The sequence below is a fragment of the Pseudomonas sp. CFII64 genome (genome assembly GCF_000416235.1).
Taxonomy (GTDB): Bacteria; Pseudomonadota; Gammaproteobacteria; order Pseudomonadales; family Pseudomonadaceae; genus Aquipseudomonas.
Map to the genome: position 1 here is coordinate 200339 of NZ_ATLO01000028.1, position 16726 is coordinate 217064.

A 16726-nucleotide genomic window follows, 5' to 3' on the forward strand; every position below is an offset into this window, starting at 1 on the left:
GTACCCCATCTGCCAGGCTAGAACCAGCCAGCGACCAATCACTCCTGCACACACTTCGAAGATTGCAGAGGCATTACCAGGCATTCACGCATGTCATCACTTCAGTCCCGACGCCATACCCTCGGTCTAATGTTTTCCATGGGTACCGTCAGCCTTGCGCCCGTGGAGGCGCTCAAAGCTGAAACCGACTACGAAAAAGACCGCCTTGAAACCGTGATCGTGACCGGGTCGCGGGTCGAGACCACAGCCCTCAAAGCCCTGGCTCCGGTCCAGTTGATCAAGGGCGAGGCCCTGCGCGCAACCGGCGCCAGCGATCTGCGCCGCGCGCTGTCACAAGTCGCTCCGTCCTACATCAATATCAACAGCAACGGCGGCGCCCTGTCGAAAAACGTGGGCGGTTCTTCACTGCGCGGCCTGTCAGGCAACCAGGTGTTGGTGCTGGTCAACGGTAAACGGCGCCACGGCACTTCGATGATCAACAACAGTGGCGGCGCCACGTTGGGATCGTCCGCGGCAGACCTGGGCCTGATTCCGATTTCGGCGGTCGAACGCGTCGAGGTGCTGACCGATGGCGCCGCAGCGCAATATGGCTCGGACGCTATTGCGGGTGTGATCAACGTGATCCTGAAATCGGCCTCCTCCGGCGGTTCGGCAGACGTGTCCTACGGTGAATACAATCATGACGTTTCCAAAGTCGGCAATCTGGGTGACGCTGGTGCCACTTATACCGGCGGCCTCAACTCAGGGTTCGCGCTGGGTGAGAACGGTGGTTTTGCCAACCTCAGCCTGTCGTACCTGAAAACCGGCGACAGCCACACAGTCGGACCCTGGAAGAATCCTTCGCGGTCGATCTGGCAAATCTATGCGGCCCCTAACGATCCGCGCGAAGCTTCGGCCGACCGCAACGTACCGGAAAACTATGAGGTGGTGCCGATCCAGGAAAGCACCAGCTTTGCCTACAACCTCGGCTTGCCGCTCAACGACAACCTGTCCCTGTATTCCTTCGCCACCTACAGCCCGCGCACTTCGGAGGCCAAAGGCTCGTTTCGCTCGGAAACCAACGCTACTTCCAACGTGATCACCACACCGGGCGGCTACAGTTCGCGACTGCAGACCAAGGAACAAGACCTGCAACTCAACCTGGGTATCAAGGCCGAAGACATTCTCGGCTGGAGTTGGGACGCTGGCCTGAGCTACGGCCAAAACCGCGCCGACATTAACATTCTCAACACCACTAACCCGTCGTTCGGCGCCCTGCTGCCATTGCAAAATCTGCATGCGGGGGATCTGAAGTTTGCCGAAAGCATCCTTTCGCTTTCCGGCCAGCATGCCTTCGACACAGGCCTGTTCGCCTCGCCGCTGAACGTGACGGTGGGCACCGAATATCGCTACAACAGCCTGGAACTGGGCTCTGGCGAATACTATTCGTACGCGGGCGGCGGCTATCGCTATCCAGCGGACTATCCGGCGCCCAACTTGCGCGGCACCCTGGCCGGGGCAGGTTCAGCGTTTCTGACCGGGTTCAGCCCGCAATTCGAGTTCGACGAGTCGCGGCACAATACTGCGTTCTACATCGATTTTGCCCAGAAGGTCACCGACAAATGGGACAGCGGCCTGGCCATTCGTTACGAAGACTATTCGGACTTCGGCTCGGCGGTCGCGGGTAAGTTCTCGAACCGCTACCAGTTCAATGATCTGGTGGCGCTGCGCGGTACGTTCAGCAACGGATTCCGCGCCCCGTCCCTGGCCGAACAGAATTACCAAAGCGCAACGGTGCAGCCGGTCAACGACCCGATTACCAACACTTCATACATTTCCTACTACTACGACACCTTGCGACCGGATTCACCCGCCGCACAGGCATTGGGGGCGAAGAAACTCAAGGCCGAGAAATCCACCAACGTCAGCTTCGGACTGGTGTTTACGCCAACTGATCGTCTGTCCGCATCGATCGATGTGTACCAGATCGACATTCGTGACCGGATCTTTCTCACCGGAGCCTTCAACGGCTTCAACAACGCAGCCGTTGCACGAGCGCTGACCAGTGCAGGACTGACCAGTCAGCAACAAGTGCGCTACTTCACCAATTTCGGTGACACCCAGACCCGAGGCGTCGAGTTCAAGCTCGACTATGACGCCAACTACAACCAGTTCGGCCGCGCCCATTGGGGCTTGTCATATGCGCGCAACAAGAACGAAGTCAAAAGTGTCGACAACCCGGCGGTGTTGAGCAATGCCGGGCTGAGCCTGCTCGATCGCGAACGCATTACGCTGCTGGAAGAGGCGTTGCCGCAAAACATTGTGCGCGGCGCGCTGGACTGGCAACTGGGCAAATTCGGTGTGCAACTGACTCAGCACTACTACTCCAAGACCCGTGCCGTGAACAACGTGCTCAATAGCGCGCAAGACTCGACCACCAGCGACTCGTTCATCACCGATGCCGCCCTCAGTTATCTGGTGACCGACAACCTCAAGGCGACGCTGGGGGCCAACAACCTGTTCAATAAACGCGCGCCGGATCAGCCCGACAGCCTGGCTTCCATCATCAACCATGAAGACCCTTACGCCAACCGCAACACGCCTTATGGCATCGGCGGCGGGTTCTATTACGCGCGGATGAGTTACGACTGGTAAGGCCGCGCGGTCGCCCCACTGTTGGACTGAGGCTTGCCCGCGAAGACCGATAGCACGGTAGGTCTGCCTTGTTGCATCTACCTAATCGCGGGCGTGTCTCACTGCAACGGATTTCAGCCAACTGTCTGCGCACTGACTTTGAAAAGGAACAAACCGACATGGTTACGCGGCGTACATTTATCGGCTACTCACTGGCGGCCACCGCCGCCTACGGCCTGACTGGCCAGCGCCCGGCCTTTGCCGGCAGCACCGGCGGGACGCTGATTATTGCGCAAAACCCCGAGCCCACGGTGTTGACCACCGGCCTGACCACGGCACCGGCCACGCAACTCATCTCGCCGAAAATCTTTGACGGCCTGCTCTACCTCAGCCCCACCAATGGTCCGCAACCACAGCTGGCCGAAAGCTGGGTTTTCAGCCCCGATGGCCTGCAGGTCACGTTCAAGCTGCGCCCCGGGGTGAAATGGCACGATGGCAAACCGTTCACCTCCGCGGACGTTGCGTTTTCGGTAATGGAGGTATGGAAAAAATACAGCTCCCGAGGTCGTTCGGCGTTTCCCAACGTGGAAAGCGTCGATACGCCGGATCCGCTGACGGCAGTATGGAACCTGTCCAGGCCCACACCCTATCTGCTCAGCGCTCTGAATGCCCGCGACTCCCAGGTACTGCCGCGCCACCTTTATGCGGGTACTGACATCCTCAATAACCCGGCCAATACCGCGCCGGTGGGAACCGGTCCCTTTCGCCTCAAGGAATGGGTGCGCGGCAACTACCTGACCCTGGAACGCAACCCCGATTACTGGCAGACCGGCAAGCCGCTGCTGGATCAAGTGGTGTACCGCTTCATCGCTGATCCGTCTTCGGTATCGGCGGCGCTGGAGACCGGCGCGGTACACGTTGCCTACGCCGATACGCTGTCCAACAGCGAAATCAAACGGCTGAAAAACAATCCAGCCTTGACCGTCCACGACCGCCTCAATACCTATGGCGGCACTGGCATCATGGCTCTGGAATTCAACCTGCAGCGTGCCGAGTTTCAGGACGTGCGGGTGCGCCAGGCGTTCGCCCACGCCATCGACAAGGAATTTATCCTCAAGAACATTCTCCTCGGCCAGGGCACAACGGCCGACTCACCGATCCCGAAGAACTTCCCGCAGTTCTACAGCGCCGATGTGCCGCAGTACCCCTTCGATCTGAAACGCGCCGAAGCGCTGCTGGAAGCGGCAGGCCTCAAGAAGGACAAGGACGGCATTCGGTTGCGGATCAAGAACGATCCAAGTCCGTCAGCGGTGTACCAGCAAACCGCCAATTTCTTGCGCAGCACATTCGCCAAGATCGGTGTGAAACTGGAAATCCGCAATCAGGACTACGCGCAGTTCATCGACCGCATCTACGGTCGCTATGACTTCGACACCAACCTGTCGCCCGCCTCCACCGCGCCGGACCCGGCAATCGGCCTGCAGCGTTTTTACTGGTCAAAGAACATCCATGCCGGCGTCGCCTATTCCAACGCCACCCATTACAGCAGTCCCGAAGTCGATGCCCTGCTGGAACAGGCCCAAGTGGACAACGACCCGCAACGCCGCTGGGATCTGTATCAGACGGTCCAGAGCAAAGTATTGGAGGACTTGCCGCGCATCCCGATAATTTCCAGCGAAGACGCGCTGCTGTCCCGCAGCAACGTCCTCAACCTCACCGATTCCACCGGTGGCGGTTTCATCGGCAATCTGTCAGAAGTTCGTTTGGGCTAACGCTGCACCAACTGGCGCAACACATGGGACTTGACCAGCAAATCCAGCAACTGCCGAAGATCGCTCCTGGCGATGTGCGGCAGATGCTCGCTGATAGCGTCCAGATCAAACGCGCGGCTGCACTGTTGCAACCAGCCGAGGGCAGGCAATAGAAGCCCAGGTATTTCAGTGTCCAGAGTAAGGCGCTCGCGCCAGTCCTGATCCAGCGCCGTGCCTTGCAGACGCAGACGCGGCGCCGATTGCCCGGACGTTGGCAGCTCCTGCCAGGTCAGGCCCGAGCCTGGAATCCGCAGCAGCTCGGTGGTGTCTACCGACGGTGCCGAGTTCCAACTCAGGGACGGCGTGTCGGCTTCGCGGCTGAGGCGTGTGGCCAATTCGCCTAACAAGACGTTCAGCCCGGTGTCCTGTGGATCGGCCTTGCCGTACAAGGGCAAACGCCAGCGTGCATCGCCCAACAGCCAGGGTTTCAGCCAGCGCAACACTGCGTCGGCCAGCACCGGCGGGCGGATCACAATGCTCAACGCCAGCGAGGGCTCCAGCGCTTCGGTGCGGTGCCAGGTTCCGCGGGGCAGGAACAGCACAGAGCCCGCAAGCATCTCATGGCGCTCGAAGGTAACCCCGCAGGCATCAGGAAAACCCTGCCGGGCCTGTTCGAAGAGGTTTTCTACCGCCACCATGTCTGGGCCGAACTGCGCACCGTAAGGCCGTTCAATCTCGGTCATGGGTGCGACGTAAAAGGTTTTTTTGCCCACCAGTTGAATGGAGATAACCTCCTCGGCATCGTAATGGCAGGACACGCCGTCATCTTCGGGCGAAGCAAAGGCGCTGAGCCTGGCGCTGCCCTCCACCACCCCCAACTCGCGCTCCAACTCGCGCAAAAAAGGTACTGCGCCGGGCAAGGTGCCGCTGACATCCTGAAAGAATACCGTCAGCCCCAACTGCAACAAGCCCGCAGCGTTGGCCTGACTGTCGAATGTCTGGGGCGAGCGTAACCCACGCCCGAAGGACAAAGGTCCGCGATAGCGATCGGCCAGTTGCCCAATATCCTGCAGCAGGGCTTGCTGAAACAGCTCCGGTAGCCGGCTCAGAAGACCATGTTCGACCCTGATCTGTGACGGGAAGCCAGTGCTGTCGACTTGCAAGCCACCTACGCCGAACAACCGCTGGATCAGTCGTGGATCAGGCATCACGGGCCACGGCGGCGCGCACCAGCGGAATCACATCGCGGCCGAAAATCAGCGTGTCCGGCACCGGATCGAAACCGCGAATGAGGAACTTATCGACACCCAGCTTGTGGTACTCAAATAACGCATCAGCCACCTGCTGCGGGGTGCCGACCAAAGCTGTGGAATTTCCATGGGCGCCAGTGACCGCAGCAAACTCGGTCCACAGACGCTGATCCAGAACCGCGCCCTGGGCTGCCGCCTCACGCAAACGCTGAGAGCCGACGTTTTCATTCAGGACTGGCGTCGCCGGGTACTTGGCCTTCGCCGCCGCGAGCAGGTCACGGCTGCGAGCCCACGCTGCTTCTTCGGTGTCTGCCACCAACGGCCGGAATGCCAGCAGGAATTTGATTTGCTCTTCCCGCCCATATCTAGCGGCGGCCCTGCGCACATTGGCGATGGTTTCGGCGGTCTGCGCCAGGGACTCGCCCCACAAGGCATAAACCTCGGCATGTTGTCCTGCGACCTCGAAGGCTGCGGCCGATGATCCACCAAAGAAAATCGGCACACCTGACGCCCGCCACGGCTTGACCGAGGACTGCGCGCCTTTTACCCGGTAATAGTCGCCCTGATGATCGAAGGGCTCATCGCTGTTCCAGACCTTTTTGACCACCGTCAAGTATTCGGCGGTGCGTGCATAGCGTTCGTCATGGGCGAGGAAATCACCATCACGTTGCTGGTCGGCATCGGTGCCGCCACTGATGATGTGCACGGCCAGACGCCCGTCGCTGAACTGATCCAGGGTTGCCAGCTGCCGGGCCGCCACTGTGGGCGCGACAAATCCGGGACGGTGGGCAAGCATGACGCCCAACCGCTCGGTGTTGTGCAGCACATAAGCGGCTACCTGATTGTTGTCCGGCCAGGTGGCGAAGCTACCAATCAACAGCCGGTCAAAACCGTTGGCTTCAGCGGTATGGGCCATGTGCCTGATGTAGGCTTTGTCGATGATCGGGCCACTGGCTTCGATCACTTCGGCGCCACTGCGGCTACTGGTGTGGCCAATGAATTCCAGACTCATGTCTGCTCCTGATGGGGTTATGGCGCGCGTCAGACGCGCAGGCCGGCTTCTTTTAACAGCGGCAAGATGCGTTCGCCGAAATGCGCGAGGTCCACGGCGAAATCGTGAAAGTTGAGTTGCACACCATCAATACCGGCGGCCTTGAGCGCCACCAGTTGCTCGACCACTTGTTCGGGGGTGCCGATGATTTCGATGTTGCCGCCCAGGCCCAGTCCGGTATTGCGCGAACCTTCTGCGCGGCCACGCCAGGCATGGGCGTCACTGGCATAGGCCTTGTGGTTGCCAAAAGTGCCGGGGACCTTGTTGCCGACGATGGCTTCCAGGTATTGCCGGGTCTCTTCTTCGGTATCGCGACTGACAATGATCGGATTGATGATGGTGCGCACATCACGACCAAATTGACTGGCGCGCGCTTTTATCTTGTGGACGTGGGCCGGGATGTCTTCCAGTGTTTCGCGAATGCCGGCGCCCGATGAATTAGTGATGAAGATCAGATCGGACTGACTGGCCGCAAAATCGATACCCGCTTCGGAACCGGTGGCAGTGACCAGCACCGGACGCCCGTACAAGGGTTTGGGCGTGATGTAGCCATCCTTGATCTTCCAGCCGTGCTGGCCTTCGTAGGTGAAATTCTCGCGGCTGCTCCAGAGGGTATTGAGCACGTCGAACAGCTCACCCGCCAGTTGATAGCGCTCATCGTGTTCGATCTGTGGCCGACCGAACATCTCGTGCTCGACGGGACGGTGACCGGTCACGATATTGATACCCCATCGACCCTTGGCGATGTGGTCCAGGGTGGCGCCGTACTTGGCAATGTGCAGCGGATGCAGAGGTCCGTACAGCACGTGGATGGTGGACACCAACATGATGCTTTTGGTAATCGCCGCCATGGCGCCCAACGCAATGAACGAATCCAGTGAAGCTTCGCCGTCGTAGCCGCCTTTGGGCAGCCACTGGGTTCGGCTGAACGCCAGCTCGAAACCCAAGGCTTCGGCTTGTTGCACAATCCTGGCGTTGTAATCAAAGGTCCAGGTATTGGACGTCGGGTAATTAGTCAGGCGAATGTCCTGCATGTTGAGAAACACCCCCAGCAACAAGGGTTGCTTGAGAGCCTTGCTCAATGGGCTGTCGGCGAAGTCCAGAGGCGTGGGAAATGCCGAGCGTTCGAACTCAGGGTTGAGATGTGGCTGAGCCATTTCGGTGTCCTTGTTATCAGGCGAATGAAAGGCTGGGCGCACAGCCATTTGAAATGGCTGCCCGCCACCGCGCTTACGAGAACCGCACTTACCAGAAATAATCCAGCCGGGCGTAGTAGTAGCCGCCGTCTACGCCGTAGGGCGAGTACCAACTCAACGCCGGGTTATCCACCGGCATGAAGTAATACAGCTTGGCCTGCTCGCTCAGTTGTTCCGGACGCTCGTTTAAAATGTTCAAGCCACCCACCGAAACCTTGAGCTGATCGGTGACGTTGTAGCCAACGTCCAGGTCGGTGATGAACGCAGCCTTGACCTTCTCGTCACGATTGGCGTTGTAGTAGCTCTTGCCGGTGACTGCCGAGTAGCGGGTTTCCTTGAGCGAGACTTCGAAATCGTCGATATACCAAGTGTGGGATAAAGCAGTCTTGTTCTTCGGAAACGCGCTGGTCAGGTTGCCCTGCTTGTCGCGACCCAGGACCTGTACTCCGGTGCCAGCCAGGGAATCGGGTTCCTTGATGCCTTTGATTTCCTGCAGGCTCTGGGTGCTGGTCAGGGTCCATTTGCCACGACCATAAGCCCCGTACGCGGTACGGTAGTCGGCCACCAGATCGATACCGCGTGTACGGGTATCGGCGAGGTTGCCGTAGTAGGCGACGCTCTGGTTAGTGTCCAGCCCGGCGTTGGCCAGCAGCCGCGCGATACTGGCGTCATTCACCCCGCTCAAGGCGCTGGTCTGCAGGATGCGGTCTTTGATATCGATCTGATAGAAGTCGACCGTAACGTCGAGATTCTTCGCCGGCGTGGCGACAAAGCCAACGCTGTAGTTACGCGACTTCTCCGGTTTCAGATCCTTGGAACCCAGCGCCGTAGCCGCTGCCGAACCTGGCGGTGCGTAGGTCGTGATGTTCTGGCTCAGCACGCCGGTAACCGGGTTTGCGCTCCACGCCGATGTGCTCGACGAAAAGTACTGTTGCTGTAGCGACGGCGCGCGGAAACCATTGTTGATGGCGCCGCGTAGCGCGAAGGTCGGTGTCAGTTGATAACGGGTGGACAGCTTGCCGCTGGTGGTGTCACCGACATCACTGTAGTGCTCGAAACGTCCGGCCAGGCTCAACTCCCATTTGTCAGTGAGTTTTTGCGTGAAGTCGACATAACCCGCGGTGTTGCTGCGATCCCAGCTGCCTGCTGCCTGAGGACTGAAACCGCCCCACCCGGCCGATCCCGAACTTGGCCGCTTGCCCGCATTGGGCGAACCCACCGGGTAGACGTAGCCGCCGTCGGCGTAGGAAGCGTACTCGCCTTTGCGGATCTGGTAGCCGTCGACCCGGTACTCGAGACCACTGGCCACATGCAGCGGGTTGTCAAACAGACCGGTATCAAATGCGCGGTTGATGTCGAGGTTGTTGGTCCACTGGGTGAAAATCGCCTGACCGTTGTCGATGTCTGTAGGGCTGGCCGGACCGAAAGAAGCGTTCAGCGAGTCGTCATTGTGGTACTGGACGTCGTTGCGGCCATAACTGGTGGACAGATCCCAATCCCAACCCAATACGTCCTTGCCTTTGATCCCGAATACACCTTGCAGGTCATCTTCCACTGAACGGAACTTGGGTAGAAAACCGTCCGGATAGACTTCCGGAATGTTCTGCGCCGAGTTGGCCGTACGGTAGGTGCCGAAGCCTGTCGAGTCGCGATGGCTGAACGTGGAAAAGGAGTAGAAGTCGAGCTCATCGTTGAGCGGCAACTCGGCGTTGTAAGCAAAGTTGTAAGTCTGGGCACGGGGCTGACCCATGATTTGCCGATTACGACTTTCACCGTATTCCCGAGGGTCGTTGCCGGAATAGATTTTGGTCCGATCAGGCACCGCGCCAGCGACGTTGCTGGTCTCCTGAACCTTGACGTCTCCGCTGAGGGTGAAGAAGCCATCATTTGGCAGCTCGAAGCCTTGGTTGATCAAGGTTTCACCCGTAGCGCCGAAGTTGCCCTTGCCTCCTTCACGCTGGCCGTATTGACCGTAGATTGCAGTCGCCTGGCCACCCGTTTTATTGCGTTTGAGGATGATATTGATCACCCCGGCAATGGCGTCGGACCCGTACTGCGCGGCGGCGCCGTCGCGCAGTACCTCGATGTGGTCAACGGCACTGACCGGGATCAGATCGAGGTCCACCGGGGACTGGCCATTGGAGGTCGAAGACGACTGGTGAAAAATTTGCGCCGTGTTATGCCGGCGTTTGCCATTGATCAGCACCAGCACCGCATTGCCGCCCAAGCCACGCAGGGTGGCCGACTTCACCGCAATGCCCGTAGCGCCGGTAAAGCCTGCATCGTTGGTGTAGGAAGGTACTTGCGCAGCCAGCGCATCACGCAAGTTCTGCTTGCCTGAGCGCGCCAGGTCGTCGGCGCTGATCACATCGATCGGTGCCAGGCTTTGCGCAACGGTGCGTTTTTCGGCACGTGATCCGGTCACCACCACTGTTTCCAGCGCATCGGTGCTCTGGTTGGCTTGCGCGGTGTTGGGCGCGGCCGTTGAATCTTCGGCATGCACTGCTGCACTTGCGCACAGCGTCATCACGCCAATAGACACCATTGAAGCGAGGGGCGAACGTGGGGAATTCAAACGAGCATTCATGCGACTACCTGCAAAAATCTAATTATTGCTGGCGTGGTGGTTGTTCCTGGCCATTGAACAAGGATTATGAAAAGCGCTACCGTGTAAGGCCTTGCGCGTAATAGTGTCGGTGTTACTCATCGTGCGACAGGGACTTAAAACACCAGTCCTTCTCGGAGGTGTGTAGTGGTTTCGTTGAGATAGAAGTCACCCACCACACGAGCTTTATGCAACAACGGATTGTGGTTCAATACAGTGCGGATATTTCGCCAGTGACGGTCAAAGTTATATTTTCGGGAAGTGGCAGAACCACCGCCAACTTCAAACAATATCTCTGCCGAGCGCAGAGCAAGTTTTGCAATGACCACTTGCATTTGCGCATTACTGATCGAGGCATCAATCAGTTGCTGATCCAGGTTTTCGGCAGTCGCTAACAACGCTTGCGAACTGTCGTCGAGAATACGTGAAGTCGTAGCGATCAACCCATCAACGGCATAGGCATTGGCGGCGATTTCTCCCACCACTTGCTGGACGAACGGATCATCCCGGGCAATTTGCGCGGAACTGTGCATCGCCGCCCTCGCTTGTTTGCGCACGTAATCAATAGCGTCCTCGCGAATATTACGCACCACACCGGCCGCACAGGCCGCCAGATGCAACTGGCGCAGGCTTGAGCAATGTCGCCCGACATCGGCGTGAGTGCTGCGGGTCTTGAGTTCACTGGCGAGCACTTCGACGTTGTCCAGCAAAATGCCGCCGCTGGCGGTCAGGCGTTGACCCATGCCGTCCCAATCATCGAGCACATTGATCCCCGGACGGTCGGCGGGCAACAGCACAGAGACCATCTTGCCGTCGTCATCGATGGCGGAAAAAGACAGAAAGTCAGAGTAAGCGGAGCCGGTGGCATACCACTTCTTCCCGCTCAAACGGTAATGATCACCGACGCGTGTCAGACGGGTAAGGATTGTACCCAGCGGCGCACCGACTTCGGTGTGGGCCCCGGCGAACAGCTTGCCATCGAGAATCTTGCTGATGTAATCGCGCTTTTCCGCACTGTCCGCGCTGTGGATGACCGCTTCGGTAAAATTGAAATGCGAACGCAGTGCATGGGCGACATTGGGATCGGCGCTGGCCAGTGTCGCGATCAGATCGATGTAATCGACAACACTGCCACCCGGCCCGCCCCATTGACGTGGAATGCGCAAGGCGCCAAGACCGGCCTCGCGGATCAGGGCGAATGCGGCAAATGGCAACTCACGCTCCAGATCGCGTCTGGAGGCGTCTCTGGCAATTTCCTTGACCAAAGCAGGAATACGCGCCAGCAGCACGCCTAAAACATCTGACCTGTCGATTGCAGAAGAACCGATATTAATACTTTGATTGAGCGCCACACTTGCCTCATCTAACTAATCAGATAAATCGCCTCGCCCTTTCGGGCAGTCGCTATAACCATCGGGTATAAACGCATCTAACTACACATTTGCCATCAACGTGGTAGCGACAGTAATCATCCGCCCCCAAGCCGTCAATCACGGAGACTTTCGCGGCGTATATCTTTTTTATCTATGCATATATACCCAGACGCGCATAACCTTATAACTTCTTCGCTTATTGACAAAGGTTATAAGCAATCGGTTAATAGCGTCGCACTTGATGGAAATACTCAATGAAGACTTTGCTGACATTCGGCGGCGCACTTTGGCGCACGCTGTTGCATACCTTGCCGACCATGCTCGGCATTCTCCTGATCAACTTTCTCCTGCTGCAACTGGCCCCGGGCGATGCCGCCGATGTAATGGCGGGTGAATCAGGCTCGGCAACCCAGGAAAGCCTGGCAGCCCTGCGTTCGCAGTTTGGCCTGGACCAAACGATACCGGTGCAGCTCTGGACCTACCTGAATAATCTGGCGCACTTCAATCTGGGTTACTCGCCGCGCTACGGCTCCAGCGTGGAAGCGCTTATTTCGCAACGGCTGGGCACCACTCTGACCCTGATGCTGCTCGCGCTGTTTTTCTCGCTGGTGGTGGGTATCGCTTTGGGCATGATGATGGCCAACTGGCACGGGCGCTGGCCGGATCGCGTGCTATCGGTGTGTTCCCAGTTTTTCTATTCGGTCCCGGGTTTCTGGATTGGACTGATGCTGATCGTGGTGTTTTCGGTCAAGCTTGGCTGGTTGCCAACGGGGGGCGCGGGCACCATTGGCTCGGACTTGCAGGGCTGGCCAGCGTTGCTCGACAGCCTACGCTACATGGCGCTTCCGGCAAGCTCCCTGGCGCTGATCTACATTGCGATCTATGCACGCCTGACACGCGCATCGATGCTCGAAGCAGGTGCGCAGGACTACGTGCGCACGGCAGCCGCCAAAGGCCTGTCGCCCTGGGTCATCACCTTCAAGCATGTGCTGCGCAATGCCTTGCTGCCCATCACCACCATGGCCGGCCTGCACTTTGGCGGCATGCTCGGGGGCGCGGTGGTCATCGAAACCGTGTTCAGTCTGCCAGGCCTGGGCCGGCTGGCGTATGACGCGGTGATGGCCCGGGACTACAACGTGTTGCTGGGAATTCTGCTGATTTCTTCGTTGCTGGTGATCATTACCAACATTCTGGTGGACCTGCTGCAAGCCGGGCTCGATCCGCGCATCCGGAGCCGTCGATGAGCGCGAGCCGCAGCCAGGCGCTGCGACGCTTCTTACGCAATCGGACTGCGCTGGGCGGGTTGATTTTCCTGATCGCCATCGTCTTGTTGGCCCTGACCGCTCCGCTGTTCTATCCCGACGATCCACTGGGCATGGAGGCCGATGCGCTGTTATGGCCGGGACAGGACTGGCATTACCCGCTGGGCACTGATGCCTTGGGCCGCGACGTCATGGCAGGCGTGGTGCATGGCGGCCGTGTTTCCTTGCAAGTCGGGATTCTCGCCAGCCTGTTCGGCGTCAGCCTTGGGCTGGCCATTGGTGCGGCAGCCGGTTACTTCGGTGGCAGGATCGATTATTCGCTGCAACGGTTGATCGAGATTTTCCAGACCATGCCCAGCTTTGTGCTGCTGGTGGCGTTGGTGGCTATTGCCCAACCATCGGTGCCGACCCTGATTTTCGCCATCGGCATCATTTCCTGGCCCACGGTCGCGCGACTGGTGCGGGCCGAAGTGCGCTCGATCCGCGAACGTGAATACATTCTCGCGGCTCGCAGCGTCGGCTATACCCATGTGCGCATCATCCTGCGCGAGGTGCTGCCCAACATCTTGCCAACCTTGATCGTCACTGCCTCGATCATGGTGGCTTCGGCGGTGTTGATGGAGTCGGCACTTTCATTCATGGGCCTGGGCGATCCGAATCAGGTGAGCTGGGGCAGCATGATCGGCAGCGGCCGCGAGCAGATACGCACCGCGTGGTACCTGACCGCCATTCCAGGCCTGGCGATCTTTCTCACCGTGTTGGCTTTCAATCTGATCGGCGACGGCCTGACCGACGCGTTCAATCCCACCCAGGCCCAAGGCCGCAAGTAATCCCGCTTTTCAAGGAGTGCACGACATGCAATATCGCTATCTGGGCCGCAGCGCCCTGAAGGTTTCCCCCCTTACGCTGGGCAGCATGATGTTCGGTGGCCCGACCGATGAAGCAACCTCACATCGCATCATCGCCAAGGCCTTCGATCAAGGGATCAACTTCATCGACACCGCTGACGTGTATCACGACGGCCAGTCAGAAAGCGTAGTGGGCCGGGCCATCCAGGCCAATCGTCACGACTGGGTGGTGGCCACCAAATTCGGTTACTCCCGCGCAGGACGGCCGAATGTCGGCGGCCAGTCACGCAAATGGATCATTCAGTCGGTTGAGGACAGTCTGCGTCGATTGGGTACTGATTACATCGACGTGCTGTACTTTCATCACGCCACCTTTGATGCCCCCTTAGGCGAAGGCGTACGTGCCATCGCCGATCTGATCCATCAAGGCAAACTGCGCCACTTCGGCGTATCAAACTTTCGCGGCTGGCGCATTGCCGAAGTCGCGCAACTGGCGGATGAACTGGGGATCGACCGCCCGGTGGCCAGCCAGCCGCTGTACAACATCGTCAACCGCACCGCCGAAGCCGAGCAGATTCCGGCGGCAAATCACTTCGGCCTTGGCGTGGTGACCTACAGCCCGCTGGCCCGTGGCGTGCTGACCGCCAAGTACCAGCCCGATGTGGCGCCGTCCGCAGACTCACGGGTCGGTCGCAGCGACAAGCGCGTACTGGAAACCGAATGGCGGCCTGAATCGTTGGTCGTGGCGCAACGAATTCAGGAACACCTGAACGGACGTGACATTACCCCGGCGGACTTCGCCCTGGCGTGGGTACTCAATAATCAGCAGGTGACCTCGGCCATTGCAGGACCGAGGACCGAAGCCCATTGGGACCAGTATCTACGTGCGCTTCAAGTAAAAATCGGCGCCGAAGACGAGGCTTTCGTCGACAGTCTGGTCAGCCCCGGCCACACCTCGACTCTGGGTTTCACCGACCCGGGCCACCCGGTGGAAGGCCGCACCCCGCGCTAACCCTCTTTCTCGCACCATGGGTCCGGCTCCCGGCCCCATAACTGAACCGGAACCTGTCATGAGCCTGACCCGACGCCAGCTGCTGGTCTACGCCAGCGCCACTACTACGCTTTTGCAGCTGACCCCAGGATTCTCCTTCGCCGACGAGCCGCCGGTGCGCGGCGGCACGCTGAAACTGCACATCGCCATCGAGCCGCCGATCCTGGTCAACCTGACCCATACCGCCGGAGCGGCGGTGTACATCACCGGCAAAGTCACCGAGGGCCTGCTGACTTACGATCTGGACCTCAAGCCCAAGCCACAACTCGCCACCGCCTGGACCGAGAGCGACGACGGCCTGGAATACACGTTCAGCCTGCGCCAGGGCGTGAAATGGCACGATGGCAAGGACTTCACTGCCGATGACGTTGTGTACTCGTTGCAGACACTCAAGGCCTCGAACCCCAGAGGTCGGGCGACCTTTGCCAACCTCGCCAGCGTGACTGCCATCAACCCCTATCTGGTGCAGCTGAAGCTAAGCAAACCGGCGCCCTACCTGCTCACCGCACTGGCGGCCTGCGAATCACCCATTGTCGCCAGACACATCTATGGCGATGCACGTCCGGAAACTCACCCCAATGCCACCGCGCCCATTGGTACGGGGCCTTTCGTGTTCAAGGAATGGGTGCGCGGCAGCCATGTGATACTCGAACGCAATCCTCATTACTGGGACGCACCAAAGCCCTACCTGGACCGCATCATCGTGCGCTTCATCGCCGACTCGGCAGCGACCGTGGCCGCCCTGGAAGCCGGAGAAATCGACATCTCCACCGGGGGCGTTCCGCTCGGCGACATCGAGCGGATCAAAACCAACCCGCGCCTGGCCATCGAAGATCGCGGCGAACCGTATACCAACGGCATTACCCGCGTGGAATTCAACCTCGACAATCAGTATCTGCAAAAGCAACCGGTACGCGCCGCCATCGCCCACGCGATCAACCTGGAGTTCATTCGCAAGACCATCTTCCTCGGCTATGGCCAACCCCTGTACGGGCCGATCAGCCCGGAGATGAAAAACTTCCACGTCGCCGACCTGCCGCGCTATGCGTTCGACGTTGCCAAGGCCAATCAACTTCTCGACGACGCAGGCCTGCCACGCGACAGCAACGGGACTCGCTTCAAACTGACACTCGACCCGCTGCCCGGTCCGGAAACTTACCGGCGTACCGCTGACTACATCAAGCAGGCACTGGCCAAAATCGGGATTCAAGTCACCCTGCGTTCGCAGGACTTCGCGACCTACGTCAAACGCGTCTACACCGACCGCGATTTCGACTTCACCCTCAATGGCATGAGCAATCTGTTCGATCCAACGGTGGGTGTGCAGCGTCTGTACTGGTCGAAGAATTTCCAGCCAGGCGTACCGTTCTCCAACGGCGCTCATTACAGCAATCCAAAGGTGGACCAGTTGCTGGAAGCCGCTGCGGTGGAGACCGATGTGCAGCAGCGCTTTGCACTGTTCGCCGAGTTTCAAAAAATCATTGTGGAGGATCTGCCGGATCTGGGCATCTCGACTGTGGTCAACCCGATAGTCCACGATAAGCGCGTGAACAATTTTTTTGTCGGCGCCGAAGGTTTGGGAAGCAACGCGGCCGAGATCTATTTCAAGTCTTGAAATCGCGCCTGATAAATCACGCTGCATCCCTGGAAGCAAGGTGCAGCGTGAGGCTGACTTTGACGTGTACATGGTGTTTGGCAAACTCAGCAGGAAGGTCTTCAGGCTTAT

11 protein-coding genes are annotated in these 16726 nt (G+C 59.0%); 6 read left to right on the top strand and 5 right to left on the bottom strand.

Translation table 11 applies throughout. The features are described 5' to 3' along the window. Window positions 1–90 precede the first annotated feature (90 nt). On the top strand, window positions 91–2634 hold the full coding sequence (locus CFII64_RS13855; protein ID WP_044901356.1) for a TonB-dependent siderophore receptor: 2544 nt from the start codon (window positions 91–93) through the stop codon (window positions 2632–2634). 158 nt (window positions 2635–2792) lie between these two features. After that, on the top strand, window positions 2793–4385 hold the full coding sequence (locus tag CFII64_RS13860; RefSeq protein WP_020291413.1) for an ABC transporter substrate-binding protein: 1593 nt from the start codon (window positions 2793–2795) through the stop codon (window positions 4383–4385). On the opposite strand, the gene CFII64_RS13865 is transcribed toward CFII64_RS13860, so the two are convergent. From CFII64_RS13865 to CFII64_RS13885, 5 genes are all read right to left on the bottom strand, one after another. Next, window positions 4382–5572 carry a JmjC domain-containing protein gene (locus tag CFII64_RS13865; RefSeq protein ID WP_020291414.1) on the bottom strand — a complete coding sequence of 397 codons (1191 nt, stop codon included), beginning with the start codon at window positions 5570–5572 and terminating at the stop codon, window positions 4382–4384. The genes CFII64_RS13860 and CFII64_RS13865 overlap by 4 nt on opposite strands. Beyond that, window positions 5565–6626 carry an LLM class flavin-dependent oxidoreductase gene (locus CFII64_RS13870; RefSeq protein WP_020291415.1) on the bottom strand — a complete coding sequence of 354 codons (1062 nt, stop codon included), beginning with the start codon at window positions 6624–6626 and terminating at the stop codon, window positions 5565–5567. Before CFII64_RS13870 ends, CFII64_RS13865 begins: the two co-directional genes overlap by 8 nt. 29 nt (window positions 6627–6655) lie before the next feature. After that, window positions 6656–7822 carry an LLM class flavin-dependent oxidoreductase gene (locus CFII64_RS13875; RefSeq protein ID WP_052026628.1) on the bottom strand — a complete coding sequence of 389 codons (1167 nt, stop codon included), beginning with the start codon at window positions 7820–7822 and terminating at the stop codon, window positions 6656–6658. Between the two features lie 88 nt (window positions 7823–7910). Next, window positions 7911–10448: a TonB-dependent siderophore receptor gene (locus CFII64_RS13880; protein ID WP_156883181.1), complete on the bottom strand. Its 2538-nt coding sequence runs from the start codon at window positions 10446–10448 to the stop codon at window positions 7911–7913. Between the two features lie 134 nt (window positions 10449–10582). Further along, on the bottom strand, window positions 10583–11818 hold the full coding sequence (locus tag CFII64_RS13885) for an acyl-CoA dehydrogenase family protein (RefSeq protein WP_218187603.1): 1236 nt from the start codon (window positions 11816–11818) through the stop codon (window positions 10583–10585). A 275-nt stretch (window positions 11819–12093) separates the two neighbouring features. Here CFII64_RS13885 and CFII64_RS13890 point away from each other — a divergent pair, with 275 nt between their 5' ends. From CFII64_RS13890 to CFII64_RS13905, 4 genes are read left to right on the top strand one after another with little or no spacing between them, the layout of a single operon-like run. Next, complete coding sequence (locus CFII64_RS13890) at window positions 12094–13083, top strand: ABC transporter permease (protein ID WP_020291419.1); 990 nt, start codon at window positions 12094–12096, stop codon at window positions 13081–13083. After that, window positions 13080–13931, top strand: coding sequence for an ABC transporter permease (locus CFII64_RS13895; RefSeq protein ID WP_020291420.1), 852 nt, complete (start codon window positions 13080–13082; stop codon window positions 13929–13931). The genes CFII64_RS13890 and CFII64_RS13895 overlap by 4 nt, the downstream gene beginning before the upstream one ends. Before the next feature lie 25 nt (window positions 13932–13956). Then, entirely contained in the window at window positions 13957–14961 is a 1005-nt protein-coding gene (locus tag CFII64_RS13900) for an aldo/keto reductase (RefSeq protein ID WP_020291421.1), read from the top strand. Window positions 14962–15019: 58 nt separating this feature from the next. After that, entirely contained in the window at window positions 15020–16615 is a 1596-nt protein-coding gene (locus CFII64_RS13905) for an ABC transporter substrate-binding protein (protein WP_020291422.1), read from the top strand. The last annotated feature ends 111 nt before the right edge of the window (window positions 16616–16726 follow it).

Bases quoted from the DNA above. Each gene is read 5' to 3' on its own strand.
- CFII64_RS13855 (WP_044901356.1), top strand. From the start codon at position 91: ATGTCATCACTTCAGTCCCGACGCCATACCCTCGGTCTAATGTTTTCC.
- CFII64_RS13860 (WP_020291413.1), top strand. From the start codon at position 2,793: ATGGTTACGCGGCGTACATTTATCGGCTACTCACTGGCGGCCACCGCC.
- CFII64_RS13865 (WP_020291414.1), bottom strand. From the start codon at position 5,572: ATGCCTGATCCACGACTGATCCAGCGGTTGTTCGGCGTAGGTGGCTTG.
- CFII64_RS13870 (WP_020291415.1), bottom strand. From the start codon at position 6,626: ATGAGTCTGGAATTCATTGGCCACACCAGTAGCCGCAGTGGCGCCGAA.
- CFII64_RS13875 (WP_052026628.1), bottom strand. From the start codon at position 7,822: ATGGCTCAGCCACATCTCAACCCTGAGTTCGAACGCTCGGCATTTCCC.
- CFII64_RS13880 (WP_156883181.1), bottom strand. From the start codon at position 10,448: ATGAATGCTCGTTTGAATTCCCCACGTTCGCCCCTCGCTTCAATGGTG.
- CFII64_RS13890 (WP_020291419.1), top strand. From the start codon at position 12,094: ATGAAGACTTTGCTGACATTCGGCGGCGCACTTTGGCGCACGCTGTTG.
- CFII64_RS13895 (WP_020291420.1), top strand. From the start codon at position 13,080: ATGAGCGCGAGCCGCAGCCAGGCGCTGCGACGCTTCTTACGCAATCGG.
- CFII64_RS13900 (WP_020291421.1), top strand. From the start codon at position 13,957: ATGCAATATCGCTATCTGGGCCGCAGCGCCCTGAAGGTTTCCCCCCTT.
- CFII64_RS13905 (WP_020291422.1), top strand. From the start codon at position 15,020: ATGAGCCTGACCCGACGCCAGCTGCTGGTCTACGCCAGCGCCACTACT.